Here is a 16,791-nt window from a genome sequence, read left to right on the forward strand (position 1 = left end):
TTATCTTAATTTCTCTTCTTGGAGATAAACCGTTAGGTAATCTACTTCTCCTGTTCTTTTAAAAATTTTCTCGCTGGTAGCAGGATCCAGAGTTAAAGAATCAAATTGATCTGTTGATCCATTATTGAATTTCACTTCAACACCCTCTTTTGGAGCTTTCTTGTATACTACCGGCACCTGGCAAATAGTGTAGCAAAGCGAACCTTTCTCCAGATTAATTTCTTTGCTCTCTGAAGTCACGGTTTCATAAACAAATGTTTCCGCTTCAGTTAAGAACTCATCTTTTTTCAATAAACCTGGGTGGAAGTACAATTGACCGTTCTTCACAAAAACTCCCAGTTCTCCAAATCTGCTCAGGATATCCTCCTTCACCTGTCCCGTCATTCCCGGTTGCTGCGCACCTTTTCCTGCAGGAGTGTGAGAGTAAGGATCTGTTGGAAACGCTCCGTAAAGCTTAGGATCTTTATGAACGCCAATACCTTCATTGATTTCATAGTAATGCTCTAACAGGCCACCTACGATCTCTGGGCTTGCGTCTTCATTTATAGCTCTAATACAGGTTTCCTGAACGGCCAGTAATAACTTTGAAACCATATGCCAGTAAATAGAACCTAAACCTTCATAACCATAGAAAGTTCCAGATCTACCAGTAAATGCTTTATGATTGAAGACCTGTTCAAAAGCTTTTAAAAGAAGTGACCTTTCTTTTTCTATCAGTTCGCTATACTGTTCTTCTGCCAGCTTATCTAATGCCTCCTCCAGGCTTCTTTTATTATTAAAACTACCATTGAAATGAGTTTCTCCATTCACATCTTTTTGGACGATCTGAGTATTGCCATCCTGAATTAATTTTTGCATTAATTCTGAATTTTCTACTGCAGATTCGGGAATGGTGTTTTTAACTGTAAAACGAGCTAATTGTTTGTTCGGATACAGAATATAACTGTACTGATCCTTACGGAAGAGTTTGCTGTTCTTTAAGCTATTTAAAACTTTCAGACCTTCTTCAGAATTTAAATAACCGGAACTTAGTACTGCAACCTGCCCTTCCAACATCTCGGCCAAGTAAGAAATGGAAATTTCTTCTTCGTTCTCAAGAGTCATCAAATTGTAAGCGTGGTAAAGCTCATCTTCTCTCTTGTTGGCTTTGATCGTGTGATCTACAAAAGCTAAAGTTGTAGTTACAAAGTCTTTTAGATCTGAAAGGGATACAGTTGATTTTTCACCTGAGAAAGATTCAGTATAAACTTTAGACCTATAGTCACTTGCAGCTTGTGCAAGTCCATCAAGTACTGTTTTTCTTTCCTTATCGGAAATATTTCCAGACAACAAGTTTTTATGGTCCTCTAAAGTTGATTTCACTTTATTAAAGAACACCAACAGATCTTCTGAGATCATTGTATCTTCTACAGAAGATTTATTAAGAATCTCCTCCATGAAGCTTAGAAATCGTCTTATGTAGTAGAGAGTGACCATGGAGACCCCATTCCCAACAAGGGCATTGTTAGCATCATTCCATTCTGGTCTTTGAGTATTCAACCAAATTCCGGCTTCAGGAATAAAGTTAGAGATCTTAGCAAGAAGGGTAGCCAATATTTTCTCTATAAAGTTTACTCTATAAAGCTCATTGTTCTTATCTGTCAATAAGGTCGCATCTGCTCCTAATTCATGGCGTCTATCTCTTATTTTAAGGTCAAGATCAGTATCGAATTCGATTGTGTCCTTAGGATTCTTTAAAATATCCTGATAGGTCTTTATCTTGTATGGCACATTGGCGTAGACAAAAATATCTTCATTGAAGTACTCCGATAATTTATTAGGAGAAACCTCTTCCATAAATTCTAAGAATTTAAGCAAGTAGATTATCTGGTGATCTCCCCAATATCCAATATATGACCATGGATTATCAGGCTCAATTGTTTCCCAGTCAAATCCTCCTTTTGTAACTCTATATGGGTTGTACCCGTCAAAAGTTGTAGCATTCAGGAATTTATGGATCATGCTCTCAATAAATTCCGGGTAAGATCGTGACAACACCTCCCAGTTCTGGAAAATATCTCTCCAGTTACCTTCATAATCAAGGATCTTTGATCCATCGTTCTCATTACGGGTATTTATAGAGAATTTATTCCAAGGCCTACTAGGATCTCCGTGACGACGACTAAACTTAAGTGGCATGTACTCAAAAGCCAGTCTCTTAAAATCTTTATCTTCAGTTTTCTCGGCAATAGCTTTTAATTCTGAATGCGTGAATTCTGAAGGAAGCTCATTTATTAATTTGGCAGATGCCTTATAAACATTAAGATTTGCTTTTTTAAGGTAATCTTTAAAATCCCACTTTTCAATTTGATAGTTATTATCAAATATTCCACCCCGCATTATATTAAAGAGCGTATTGGCGAAATGTCTAGTGTCTTTAAAAGTATCTGCAGTAGCCTGAACCCCATCTGAAGCATTTACAAGCTCTATCAATTTCTTTGTCCCAGATTCTATATCTTCATTAACTGAATCATATAACCCGGTATCTTCTTTAATAGCCTTTTCTATAGTAGCAATCGCTGCATGGTTTTTATTTACATCTGCAACGATCAACCATTCCTTTTCAGCATTTCCAGCCAAATTAAGCGTGTCATGAACAAAGTAAGCACCTTTCTCTGCTCTTACATCTGTTTCTTCCTGGATATCTATTCCTTCCCTGAAGTTATTAAGCTGAAGGGAGGATACTAAATGAACAGGGTTTTCCAATCCTAAAGACCATGCTACAGTGGCTTTAAGCGCTTCACTAGGCTCAGCCTTGTCAACAATAATTGCACTCAGGGCAAAGATCCCTAAACCAGATTCGGTTTCAAGTTCATTCTTTTTGTAGGCATCAACCAGGTTACTTACACTGTTTTGAAGATCACTTCCTACTCCGTAAGGCAGAATGTTTTGAATCCCATCAACAAATGATACTTTCGAAGCTTTAGAAGAGTTGTTGATAAGCCTGGATCTTTTTACAAATCCATATTTATCACTTGAACTCCACTGATATCTGAAAGTCAGGCCAAGGTCTTCATTTACCTCTTCAAAAATCACTTTGTTACCGTAAGCATTTTTGTAAAGATTTCTTTGAAGGGAATAACTTCCCTTAAATCTGTCAGAAAACGGTTCCCATAATTGTATTTTTCCCTCCACATCTACAAGGAAAATTGTCTTATTACCTGTTATTTCAGATAATTCAGTGATTTTATCATCTGTATAATAAGGAAACAAAGCGCTTTGAGCATTCTGTCTTCCTGCTGTCAATCCGCCATTACTGGAAATAAACATCCAGTGATTGGAATCACTCACTATACTCATAAAGAAAGGACGCATGGCGTCGCTATTCGATATCTTATAGTAATTTTCATTTTCAATTTGAACCAATTCTCCGGCAATCTCCTTTTTTCCAAAATTAGCTTTGCAGTCGCCTATAAAAATCTCTCTCTTACTCATCAATTCTTGCATTAAATTTTCATCTATCTTAAATAGGCCTTGGCTTATACATATCTCCTTAACCTACCTTTCAACATCTAATTATTTTCTTTTATTATTCTTTCAAATTTGAGAGCATTACTATCTGATCTAGCCTCTAAAACTGCTCCCATTATATTTATTTTATTAAAATGGTCTTCTAAACCTTCAATACAGGCAGATCTTTTATAAGGATTATATTCATGCACTTTTGTAAGCGCGTAATAAGCGGCTCTGGGATAAAGATGGTAGCGTTGATTTCCATCTGAAGGGCCTTTGGCACAAATCCCAAACCATTCTTCATTCATATTATTCAACCCTTCACGGAAATCATTTTTATAGCCTCCATTTGACCATGAGGCATGATCATCCTGCACAGACAAATTGACCGTTTGCCCATACTTCCACCATCCATCGCTAAATTGAAAAGTAAATCCGCCTAAAGAGTTCCCTGCCTTTCCCAGGCCTGCAGCGTTTTGATAAATCTCTTTCCAATTACCCAATAGATAATAGGCTTGAGATTTCTGATCTTCCTTTTTCTCAAGAACATCAAATGCATCTGCACCAAATTCTGTTAGTAATACAGGTTTATTCAATACTTCTTTAACTTGTTGAAAAGTGTCTCCAAAAGAAACACCTCGATATATGTTAGCACCAAAAATGTCCATAGCCAGACACTCTTCTTTTATAATATTAAGAAATTGAAGATCTCCGTTGCATATAGCTATGGGATGTTGGCTGTCAACTTCCTTCATTGCCAAAATTCCTTCGTTGAATAATCTGTATAAAGCACGAGCCGATTCTTCGGTGCTTTGAGTGTCAACGGGAATGTCTTCGGTTTCGGCTCCTTCCCAAAAAAGACCATAATTATTTTCGTTACCTAGAAGAAACAGTAACAGTCCGGGAGTGTCTTTATATATACTTGCCATTTGAGAAACTTCAGCAAGCAATACTTCTTTGGTCCTTGGATCTGCATAATCGGTTTTTGCGATCCATTCGCCTTGAATCTCTAAACCGTAGCGACCATAAGAATGGTTAAGCATGGTAAAGATCCCATAATTTTCGTAGATATATTGAATCCATTTAGGCTGAATACCGGTATACACCCGTATGGTGTTAACACCCATATTTTGAAGTAAAGCCATTTCATAATCAAGAACGGACTCAATAAATTCATCAGATTGATCCCATAGATTAAAGGAATAATTAGTTCCAATTGGAAAATAATCCCAATTCATTCCATTTATCATCATTTCATCTCCATCTACAATCATCTTCACGCCATCTTCTTCGGATAAAATTTCGACCAAATTAGCTTGTGCAAAAATTGGGTTCAGTCCAAAAAAGAGGAAGAGATATAGTAGTGTATGACGGATGATAAGCATCTTAATCTGATTGATCATAAATTTATTATCAATAATTCAGAATTCAATAAAATATGCCCCAACAAAATGTATACATCCTAATTAAAATGGCTTTCATTATCAAGTTTATTTCGAAAGCCCTCACAAATGGGATTTTAGAAAACTTTAACAAATTATAAGTTATACTAAAACTTTGACAATTGTATGGGTAATGTTGTAGTACAAGAGGTGCTTGTTGTGTTTAGAAATGAAATTCAAAAGCTCTAAAATGCAATGGAAATGCCGATTCTTAGCAATCTACGAACATACCGCCCTCTCAATTGTAATTCGTACAGATCTGCCTTTAGAATGTTGGACTATTAAATTGCACCTATTATTCTTTAAAAAGCTTAGAGTTTGAACTTAAACGCACAGACCCTAAAGCATCTAACTAGCCTGCCCTTAATTTCAATTTGGGCAATTAAATTCCAGGGGAGCAATTTGCTCCCCCGGATTTTAACAAAGTCTAGGGCTAATAATTATTCTTGAAATACCTTCACATAGTCAATGACCATAGAAGATTCTGTAAAGTTGGCATCGATATCACCTCCAAAGGTTCCTCCCATGGCTACATTCAGGATAAGAAAGAAATCTTTATTGAACGGAACGTCATTAGAGTTTGCAAACTCATGATACACTACGTTATCTACCAAGAAAACTATCTTCTCCTCAGTCCACTCCACCGAATACAGATGAAAGTCAGATTCAACATTGGCAACAGTGGTGGACTCAGTCACGGCGTCACCTCCTGAATTCCCAGGAAAGTGAAGCGATCCATGAATTACGTTAGGCTCATTGCCTTTATATTCCATAATATCGATCTCACCTGTAGCAGGCCAACCAGCAGTGTCAAAGTCGGCTCCTAACATCCAGATAGCAGGCCAAACGCCTCCGCCGGAAGGCAATTGAGCTTTTACTTCAACCCTACCATAAGTGAAATCAAAATTACCTTTTGTAGTGATTCGGGCTGAAGTGAAATTATATTCATTAAAAGCTTCAGCTTTGGCGGTGATAACCAGGTTACCATCCTGTACGGTTACGTTATCTGCTGTGTAGTACTGATCTTCTTCATTACCCCAACCGTTATTATTACCGGTTTCTATATTCCATGTATTGGTGTCTAATGAAGCCGCATCAAAGTTATCTTCCCATAGCAGGGTGTTAAACTGGCTTTGAAACTCTTCAGGTTCTGAAGTTCCGCCTTCTGGCTCAGAAGTAAGAAGGAACCACCAATCTAATTCTCCTCTTCCATCTGTAGTTCTAAGAAGCAATTCATTTCCAGAGCGATCCCAAATTTCATATTTATGATCTCCACCAACGTAATAGCCAATGAATCCGTTCCCTGTAAGATTTATAGTTTCTGCACCTCCAGGAGCCGTAATGAACCAATTTTCACTATAATTTGAATATGGCACATTAAGAATATCATTTCCATCAGACTCGATTACACAATCTGAACATGAAGCTATCTCATCGATTAAACCGGTTCTTCCAAATATAGTTCCAGTATCATCTCCACTGTTAATATCTGTAATATGGGTGAAAGTACCGTCTTCACTAAAGATATAACGATCATCATACATACCTCTACCTGCTTTGTCATTTGGTCCGGCACCATACCACTCATTAGGTACAACACCTCCTACAGGTCCTAATCCAAAATGGCCAGGAGCTTCTGACTTAATACGCCACTCTTTACCAACTAATTTATCAATTAGATCCTGTGGTGGCTCATACGTAACAAGTACTTCCACTTCGGTTGTCATTGAACTGGCAGTTCCACCGGGCCCATAAGCGATAACATTAACGGTATAAACTTTGGTTCCTGTTTGTGAAAAACTGTGAGAATAAACACCACTAGGGGTGATTACTGAACTTCCGTTTTCAAAAACATACTTATAGGTCATGGCTCCATCTGCAGAGGCATTGAAAATCACTTCTCCTGTACCATCTCCAAATGGATTTTCTTCACTCTGTCCAACAACCTCAGCAGAAACGCTGAGATTGGATGGTGTGGTAAGCTCGCCGAATTCAAAATCGTCATCCACACAGCTGGTATAGAATACCAGCATGAAGACTGAAAGGGCTATGTTTATTAGATTATTTTTCATTTGAATACTTTTTAATTTATGAGTTGAATATCATCGTAATAGTAAACAGTTCCATCTCCAGGCAGCATGGAACCATCTCCAAACTCAAAGAACATGATCACTTTTCCAAACTCCTGTGCGGTATCTATTCCTACTGTCGAGAAATCGAAGACTAACTCTTCCCATTGATTTTCCTTTGAGGTCACTACAGACACTTCACTTTTGATATTGTTATCGTTGCTATTTTCAAGTTTCATCAATACAGGAATCCCGGCTTTAGGAGAATATACTTTTACACTGATTTTCGTAGTAGAAGAAAAGTCTATCGGCGCCTCAAGTTCTAGAGTGGCTCCTGCCCAAGGTTGGGAATCAACAGTTTTTGTAAATTTAACTACTGTGCTACTAGGGTTTATACCTCCTGGGTACGGATTAGCCTCAATTGCAGTTTCTGCCCCTTCAAAAGGTAATAAAGAATAAGTCAATGAAGAGTTTTCAAAAGTCACCGGTAATGTAACGGTAGTTGCATTACTCGCAGAAGAGAAGTAAAGGTTGTCAATATAAAATGTACCTCCAGGAGCAGCTGTCACATCAAATTTGAACTGGAATATATCGCTTACATCAAGACCCTGACTCGTAAATTCAGACAGTGGTATTTGAATACTGTTCCACTGATTTGGCATTAAATCCAAGGTTACGCTTCTTTCTATTGGTCCAGGAGCAATGAGGAAGAATGGAATTGAAGTATAATCTCCAGACCATACATCAATGTGTACGTAATCAAATCCTGTTAAATTTAAAGACTCACCGATATCAATTCCCTCATAATTCGCATTGCCATATTTTATCGCGGAATTTCCGTTAATCGAAACCATTTCATAGGTTGTGGTTTGACCCCAATTAGGGAAATAGTTAACTCCTGCAGGATCAGTGTATTTATCACTGAATATGGACTGCACATCTGCCTCAACATGTACTGGTGTAGGAGCGGCCATAACAGGTGAAGTTGGCACTTGTACTCTGTCATCATAAAAGAATACGTTATCAACAAGAACAGTAGTCTCACCTGCTGGTGCAGCAGAATAAATCAACTGGGAAATATTTGCTCTAGTAGTAAGACCGGTAAAATCTTCAAGAGGTATATCTAGGGTCACCCATTCTCCCTGAGGAATATTTTCAAATACAACCTCGTGTTCAACATCATCTCCACCCTGCCACGCTCCGTCAGGTCCAAAGTCTACAAGTTTTACTCTAAAGGTTTCTGCATCAAGAGAGAAAATATCAGTACGGAAATGAGTCATTCCTGTTGCATCAATCTGAGTACTTTCTGTTATAACTCCAACAAAATTTAAATTAGAATATTTCTTGACATCATTTCCTTCAATATCAGTTTCTTCAAGTTCAGCCTGAGACCAATCAGTTATCCACATATCTACCGGGACATTCGTATAAGCATTACTGAATAATGAGATCACACTTTCAGGTAACTTATTAGGAGTAGGAGCCGGTACCGGACCTGTCATCTCCACAGTTTCTGTATATTCAACAGTTGCTGAACCACCACTCAGGGCTACTACCTTAATGTCATAAGTACCGATTTCCGCATAGGTATGTGTAACAGATTCACCTATCATAAGCGGTGTTGGATCCTCGGCTTCAACCTCTCCGAAATAAACTTCGAACATTGCAGCATAATCTGCTGAAGCCGAAACCGTAACAGAATAACCATCAGTACCTTTTGAAATCACAACTTCCAGGTTTTCCGGTTGTCTAAAGGAAACTGTCAAAGGCTGTGTGCCTTGACCGGTTTTTCCTGCAAGGTTAGTACCAGTCACTACCACATCGTAATCACCTTCAGCATATACATGGGTTACGGTTTCTCCCGGTTTGATCTCATCAGCAGATGGAGAACCATCTCCAAAATCAACTGAGTATTGTGTTGCACCACTTCCGGTTGGAATTATTGTCACCACTCCAGAGTTATCCTGGGTGATCTGGAACGTAGCTCCTAGATCAGATGGCGCGGCCAATCCTTCAAGGTCTACATTCAAACTATCATCATCCATATCACATGCAGCTATGGCCAAAGTGATAAAGACTGATAAGATTATTTTAAAATATTTTTTCATGTGACTCATTTTTTAGTAGTTCGGGTTTTGACTCCAGTTTCCTTGTGAAAATTCAATTTCTTCAAGAGGGATTGGGAACAACTCATGTTTTCCGGCCACAAAGCCATCGATCTCCTGAGCAGCTCTTCCCGTACGCACGAGGTCAAAGAAACGGTGGCCTTCACCAACCAATTCTAATCTTCTTTCAGCATAGATAATTTCCAGTAATGCACCTTGAGCAGTGACCGGCACCAATCCGGCTCTTTCTCTTACCATACTAACATATCTAGCAGCTCTGTCAGCGTCAATATTACCTCTTACAAGAGCTTCCGCAGCCATTAACAGTACGTCAGCATATCTGATCGCACGATAATTATTCGGCTGTGTAATATTCGCATCTCCCTGGTTGTCATTCTTACGAGGGATGTATTTACGGTTAAAGTAACCTGTATGCTCATAACCCTCACCATAGGAAGCTCCGGTTTCTGCAGCCCAAGCTTCAATGTCAAGTATCGAATAGTCTCTCCTGATATCATCTTCAGTAAAGGCATCATACACCTCCTGTACAGGTACGTTAAAACTGAAACCTGATTCATACAATGGACCAGTATAGTTTCTTACTCCCTGGAATCCAACTGCTACGTTACCCTCACTACACTGAAGACAATCAAAACCAGCACCTTCTGCACCAGAATATTGAATTTCAAAAACAGACTCTGGACCGTTTTCTCCTACAAATTCAAAAAGATCAGTATACTCTTCATTTCCCTGGGTTCCAAGAAGGTGGTATTGCCCGCTATTGATAAGATCTGTCAATACCGCAGCTGACTTCTGGAATTCCTCCTGGTATAAGTAAGCTTTTCCAAGAAGTGCCTGGGCGGCACCTTTGGTAGCACGGCCTACCTGAGGCGCAGTATAATCAAGGTTTTCAACAGCAAATTGAAGATCTGATACTATTTGGGCGTAAACTTCGCTTACAGGAGCACGAGGAATCGTTTTTTCGTCTCCAAGGTTAAAGCGTTGGTCACCTTTTAAAGGAATAGGACCAAACCACTTAACTAGTTCAAAAGTGAAATATGCTCTTAAGAAGCGAGCTTCAGCTATGATCTTTTCCCTTCCAGGAAATTCAGTTTTATCCTTAAACTCCAATATGTAATTAGCTCTTTGCACTCCGGCAAAGTTCCAGTCCCATACGTCGTCAAGGTTATCATTAACAGGTGTATGTGTCATATCATCCACTTGCTGGAATCCTATAACGTCTGTTGCACTTTCTCCTCCTGCCAGGGTATTATCTGAGGCAATCTCTCCAAGTAAAACGTTCACGTAAGTTGACTGGAGGATATCGTACGCCCCAATAAGAGCGTTTAGATAGTCTTTTTCAGAATTAAAATAATTCTCAGAATCTTCGGTATATTCTGCAGTTTCATCCAAATACTCTTCTGAGCAACCAAAGAACAGAGTTAGCCCAAGAAGCAATAAAAGGGGTTTAAATTTCAAATTATATTTCTTCATGTTGCAATTTTTTAAAAGTTAAGGTTAAGACCAACCTGATAGATACGTGGTAACGGATAGAATCCATAATCAATTCCACCACCTATGGCAGCTCCACCGGTAGCAGAAGGATCAAATCCTTTGTATTCGGTAAAGGTGTAAAGGTTGTTTACCGCGGCGTAAACACGTAATCTATTCATGCCAATTTTTTCAAGTACATCACCTGGCAGGCTATATCCTAACTGAACAGTCTGGATTCTCGCAAAAGAAGCATCTTCAACATAATAGTCTGAGAAGGCTAAATTAGTGGTAGCTCCAGTTGTTACTCTAGGAACAGTATTGCTGGTACCTGGTCCAGTCCATCGGTCCAAAATAAAAGCCGGACGGTTCACATTAGGTTGCGCTCTCTCATAATTCCTTACCATATCGTTTCCTATAGATGCAAATGTGTAAGCAACTAAATCAACAGGTCCATAATTAACATTAAGGTTAAGACCCATTGTAGCAGTTGGAATTGGATCCCCAATATTAGTACGATCCTCTGTATTGATCACACCATCTCCATTGATATCCACATAACGAAGGTCTCCGGGAGCTGATACAGCACCAAGAGCCGTTTGAGATGGGTGAGCGGCAACTTCTTCAGGAGTCTGGAAGATTCCATCAGTCTTGTACCCGTAGAAATAACCTACTGGGAAACCTTCTTCAAATCTTGAAGGCTGTGGTTGACCAACACTAAATTGACCTCCTGGTAGAAATTCGGTTCCTCGCACTTCAATCACCTCATTATCAAGGAACATGGCGTTATATGAGATATTGAAATCAAGATCGTCGCTTACCACCTGAGAATATTTGATAGCAAATTCAACACCCTGGTTTCTAGTGGTACCAGCGTTGATAGTTGGCGCCCCAGAACCCGGTGCACCTCCTCCAAAGATTCCTGAAACAGGAATTCCGGAAATTAGCAGACTGTTTCGGTCTTCTCTAAATACATCAGCAGAAATATCTATCATATTATTCCAAAGACGAAGATCCATACCTATGTTAGTCTTTTCAGCTTCCTCCCATTGAGCATTTGGATTTGCAATAGTACCAAGCGCAGTACCATTAATCAATTTGCCATCAAGAACATAAGTTGCCTCCCCGCTTAATAAACTGCGGTAATAGCGACTTCCTCCCGTATTATCATTACCTAGAGTACCATAACTGGCTCTAAACTTAAGGAATTCGATGACGTCACTATTCTGAAGGAAAGACTCTTCAGACACAACCCAACCTCCTGTAACAGAAGGAAAATATCCTACTCTGTTAGAAGGGCTAAAATTGTTTGAAGAATCACGTCTTAACATTCCTGAAACAAGGTATTTTCCTTTGTAATCATACTGCAATCTTCCAAAGAAAGAAAGTTTTCTGATGTCATATACATAACCTCCGCTGGTTTGTGCATCACTAGCACCTCTTGCCAAACTTATATCAGCAAAGTCCCAGGAGTTGTTAGGCACATCAAAACCGGTTGTAGATAAACCGTCACCGTATGTTCTGATAACTGTCGTACCACCAGTTAATGTAACGTGGTGCGCCTCGTCAAACGTATCTTCATAAGTACCAAATAAATCAAACGTATAGCTATTATCATTTATCCTGTTTTGATTTACCTGGCTACGAGCATTGTTAAATACTTTCCCTGGGCCGTACTCTATAATAGGGAAAAATGTTTTCCCTTTACTGTTAGCAAGGCTATAACCAAACCTTGAAGTAAAAGTAAGTTCTTCTATAGGATTGTATTCTAAAGCGAAAGTACCATTAAGTCTCTTCAGGTTATAGTCATTAAATGTATTCTCAATTTGAGATAATGGGTTGATGATCTCATTCCCAAGAATACCTTCAGTATCCTCATCGTTGATTCCAAAAGTAGGCGCAATATTTAATGCGTTAAAAAGAACCGAACCAAGACCATTTTCATTTAGTGAACGTCTGTTAAGATCTGTAAAAACACTATTGGCTGTAAAATTCAAATCTTCAAAGAACTCAACTCCTATACTGAAACGTCCTGTGCTTCTTGTAAAGTCAGATTTATCAGATCCAACAATACCTTCCTGAAATAAGTGAGAACCACCTACAGAATAAGTGATCTTTTCTGTACCTCCAGATAAACTCAAAAAGTGACTATAAAGAGGTGCAGTATCAAATACTTCATCCTGGAAATTGGTTCCTTTTCCAAGTGCACTTACATCTGGATAAGGAAGCTCTTCCCCATTATTAGCATATGCTTCATTAAGAATTAAAGCATATTCGGTAGCATTTAAAAGAGGAATTTTTCGAGTAGTTTCCTGGATCCCCATATAAGTGTCATATTTCACTGTTGGGGCAGTATTTTTCTTACCCGTTTTTGTTGTAACCAGTACAACACCATTCGCACCGGCGATTCCATAAATGGCAGCCTGTGCATCTTTAAGAATAGAAATAGAGGCAATATCGTTTGGATTCAAGGTGTTAAGATCTCCCTGATATCCATCGATTAGCACCAATGGTTCATTCACAGAGTTTGATGCAATACCACGAATGTTAATGCTGATCCCTGCACCAGGAGAACCTGAAGAAGGTAAAACGTTAACACCGGCAGCAGTACCTTGCAGAGCTTGCTCTACTTTAATAGGATTTAGTTCCTCAAAAACATCTTCAGAAACTACCGATACAGAACCAGTGATATCCTTACGTTGCTGAGTACCGTATCCAATTACTACTACTTCAGCTAAAGACTCTGAATCTGTTTGTAAAACTACATTTAAAAAGGTGTTGTCTTTGACAACTATTTCGCGGGGTTCAAACCCCACATAGGAAAACTGAAGTACATCTCCTGCAGAAACTTCTAAACTAAAGTTTCCATCAAAATCTGTTACTGTTCCCTTCGCTTGATCTTTGACCAAAACGTTTACTCCCAATAAAGGCATACTACTTTCGTCAGTTACATTCCCCTCAACCGAAATCGTTTGAGCGTGCAGTGACAAAAATCCTCCAAAAAGAGCAATTAAAAGGCATTTAAATTTCTTCATGTGACTGATTGTTAAATTTCGTTAACTAAATTATCAGAATATTTTCTGTTTTGAACCGAAAGCACCTTTACAAAAAATATACAGGAGTAAAATATCTTTTAATCGGTTGTTAAGATGCTCGTTTCCCCCAGCAAAACAGGGATTTTAAGCTAGAACAAGGATTAAAATCAAGCCAATCAATATGAAGATTATAAGAAGTTGTATAGTTAATGTAGAGTTATACGAGACAATTGTATAGGTACTAAATCTCTAAAATATAATCTACAAGATTAATTTCCCTAGGAAGGTCCATTTTTTTACGCAATCGATATCGTTTTACTTCCACACTTTTTACGGAAATATTAAGAAGTGGAGCTATTTCTTTAGAGGTTAAATTAAGTCTTAGATAAGCACATAATTTCAAATCATTCGATGTTAACTCAGGATGTTTAGCCTTGATCTTCTTAAAGAAATCTTTATCGGCATTACTAAACGCCTCTTTGAAGAATTTCCAGTTGTCCTTGTCGCTTATGTCTTTATCAATGGTCTTTATGACAGATTCTACCTGTGAGGATCCTTCAGACTCTTTCAGTTTCTCCTTTATACTTGAAAGAAATTCATTTTTCTTAATCAGGCTCATAGTAGAAACTGCTAATTCTTTACTTTTACCCGCCATTTCCTTTTCAAGTTGTTCATTCTGGAGTTTAATAATCTTTTGCTCTGCTTCCAGGTTTTTCATCCTTAGTGCCTTTTCATTTTCCATGGCCCGTTTTTTATGGTGCCTTTTGTAGGCTAAATGAACCAGGAATACTACTAGTAAGAAAAAGACTATATAAACAACCACTGCATAATTACTGAGGTACCAGGGTCTTTCTACCTCAAAATTGAATACCGAAGATTCAGTGACCTCATCACCTACTTTACCTCTTACTTCAAATTCATAATCTCCGAATCGAAGATTTTCAAACGTTGCGGAAGAAGTTGTCTCCCAATCACTCCAGCGGGAACTTAAACCCCGAAGACGATAGCTATAAAGAGGTAAAATAAACTTATCATATTCAGGAATACTAAAATGAAACTGAATATTATTTTCTTGAAAATCAAGGGAAGCTACACGGTCTAACTTTACAGGATGAGAATCCTCATTTAAAACCGCTTTAGAAATCTTGTCGATCCTTACCTCAAAGTCATTGAATTCTGCAGGAAACCTGCCATCAAAGATCAAATAACCATTCACAAGACCTAATAGATAAGTATTTGCATCAAGCTTTGAAATATTTTCATAACCGGCAGGAGTGCTTCGTAACGCGCGTGGTATGAAAACTGATTCTGAAGTATAGCCAGATTTAAGACTTGAGGGCGTTATTTTAACCAGGGCATTTTCAGTAAATGTCCAGATCTCTTTATCCAAAACAACAACCCGGCCAGAAACAAGATCTAATCTATCCATAACCTTTGCCAAAGCATCGCCTGTGGTAAATTCCAGCTTTTGGCGATCATATGTAAAAAGCTTGCTTTTGGCAGCGTAATAAATAGACTCGTTGAACTTAAAAATACTGGAGGTGATACCCACTATTTCGGGAAAATTATAATTCTTAAGTTCCTTTATTGACCTAAGCGAATCTCCCAATTTAAGTTGAAAAACCCCTTTATGTTCATTTCCAATCCAAAGATCACCATTCTTCTCAGAAATAATGTGCCTGGAAGAATGAGGGAAATCAATAACCATTGGAAGATCTTCAAATCCATTTTCATTTTGTTTTAAAAAGCTAAAGCCATTATAATGTCCCTGGACAAAGGTATTCTCCCGGTCTAACAATTTTTTCACCGTCCAGGTTCCCAATCGCTCTGAAATCTTTTTGGCATTCGCTCCTTCTACTACAAAAGTTCCATTATTATGACCGCAAAACAAAACACCGCCTTCGAGCTGTAAGCTCCAAACCTGCCCATTGGTGCCTTCAACAAAAGTAAAATCAGCTTCTCCACTTTGCCTGTAATACAACCCCTGATTTGTGCCCAGGTATAAGTAATCCTCCAGCCTGAAAGAAGTATAAACGGTGCCAATTTTGCCAACATTGTCCTGGTAAAGATTAAAGGGAGAGTTAACATTTAAAATACTTAATCCATTATCAAGTGCCACCCACACATTATTATCCTTGTCCAGAAAAAGATTTAATACCGTATTATTTTGAAGTCCGTTTTCCTGCTTAACATGGTGTAGAATAGTTCCATTGATATCCACATGATAAATACCGTTCTCTACGCTACCTAATAAAAAAGTGGTGTCGGAAAGTTTCAATGCGGAAAAAACACTAATTCCACCAAGCTTTTCGGTAAGTGAAGAATTAAATTGCTTCAACACCCCTTCTTCCCATTGGAAAAACTCCCCTCTCCTATTTACGATTTGGAGATTCTCGTTTTCCTCAAAAATTTGAATAATCTCATTATCCCCCAATATTTCCTTAGGAATTATGAGTTTAGGCTCCCCCTTTTCAAGGGTATAAATTCCTTTTTCAGGAATTATAAAATAAATGCTCTTGCCGGCTTTATATAAACTAGTAACAGGAAATCCTTTTGGAAGACCAAGAGATATAACTTCTGCCTTATCGATATCATATAAGTATATCCCGTCAAAACTTTGAATGATAACAGTACCCTCAATATTTTCAATATGCCAGAATTGCTCACCGTCCTTGACTCCTTCTGGGAAATCTGATATCAGGCTGGTGTATTCAAGATTTCCGAATTCATTTTCCTCCCAAAATCCGGCCTCCATATATGCCCCTGTAAATATTTTATCACGTACCACCTTTACAGCTCGCACAATAGTATTATTAGGAACCGGGTATAAATTCCACTTCGCACCGGTATATTCCAGAAGTCCAAGGCCGTTTGCGATGTAGACGTTCTTGTTCTCAGCTTGCGAGATCATCCAGTTCTGGTTTCCCGCTTCATAATCATTGGGACTGTAATTAATTACAGGCGGTAATTCCTGAGCGACCATCGCAATAGGAAAAAGCAAAAGAAATAATAGAAGTCTACGCAAATATGTAAGTTTTGAATTGATAGTTAAAGGGTTTCAGACAAATATAAACTCAATTTCCCTTTATGAAAACTTTTAGGGAAAGCTTTTCCGAATTGTTATAATGCGTTAAATTTTCGTGCGAGCGCCCATTTT

Annotated in this window: 7 protein-coding genes; all 7 read right to left on the reverse strand. The window is 38.4% G+C overall.

Annotation, left to right across the window (positions count from 1 at the left end; all coding sequences use genetic code 11):
• Nucleotides 1-3,474, reverse strand: coding sequence for a hypothetical protein (locus tag ACFQ1G_RS09990; protein ID WP_380739148.1), 3,474 nt, complete (start codon nucleotides 3,472-3,474; stop codon nucleotides 1-3).
• Between the two features lie 77 nt (nucleotides 3,475-3,551).
• Nucleotides 3,552-4,895: a hypothetical protein gene (locus tag ACFQ1G_RS09995; protein WP_380739150.1), complete on the reverse strand. Its 1,344-nt coding sequence runs from the start codon at nucleotides 4,893-4,895 to the stop codon at nucleotides 3,552-3,554.
• 479 nt (nucleotides 4,896-5,374) lie between these two features.
• Nucleotides 5,375-7,006 carry a glycoside hydrolase family 16 protein gene (locus tag ACFQ1G_RS10000; RefSeq protein ID WP_380739152.1) on the reverse strand — a complete coding sequence of 544 codons (1,632 nt, stop codon included), beginning with the start codon at nucleotides 7,004-7,006 and terminating at the stop codon, nucleotides 5,375-5,377.
• 11 nt (nucleotides 7,007-7,017) lie between these two features.
• A complete protein-coding gene (locus ACFQ1G_RS10005; protein ID WP_380739154.1) occupies nucleotides 7,018-9,111 on the reverse strand; it encodes a PKD domain-containing protein in 2,094 nt (697 codons plus the stop codon).
• Between the two features lie 12 nt (nucleotides 9,112-9,123).
• Complete coding sequence (locus tag ACFQ1G_RS10010; protein ID WP_380739156.1) at nucleotides 9,124-10,602, reverse strand: RagB/SusD family nutrient uptake outer membrane protein; 1,479 nt, start codon at nucleotides 10,600-10,602, stop codon at nucleotides 9,124-9,126.
• Between the two features lie 11 nt (nucleotides 10,603-10,613).
• A complete protein-coding gene (locus tag ACFQ1G_RS10015; protein ID WP_380739158.1) occupies nucleotides 10,614-13,634 on the reverse strand; it encodes a SusC/RagA family TonB-linked outer membrane protein in 3,021 nt (1,006 codons plus the stop codon).
• A gap of 241 nt (nucleotides 13,635-13,875) precedes the next feature.
• Nucleotides 13,876-16,659, reverse strand: a complete 2,784-nt coding sequence (locus ACFQ1G_RS10020) for a helix-turn-helix and ligand-binding sensor domain-containing protein (protein ID WP_380739160.1) — start codon at nucleotides 16,657-16,659, stop codon at nucleotides 13,876-13,878.
• Nucleotides 16,660-16,791: the final 132 nt, after the last annotated feature.

The organism is Salinimicrobium gaetbulicola (assembly GCF_042676025.1).
Taxonomy (GTDB): Bacteria; Bacteroidota; Bacteroidia; order Flavobacteriales; family Flavobacteriaceae; genus Salinimicrobium; species Salinimicrobium gaetbulicola.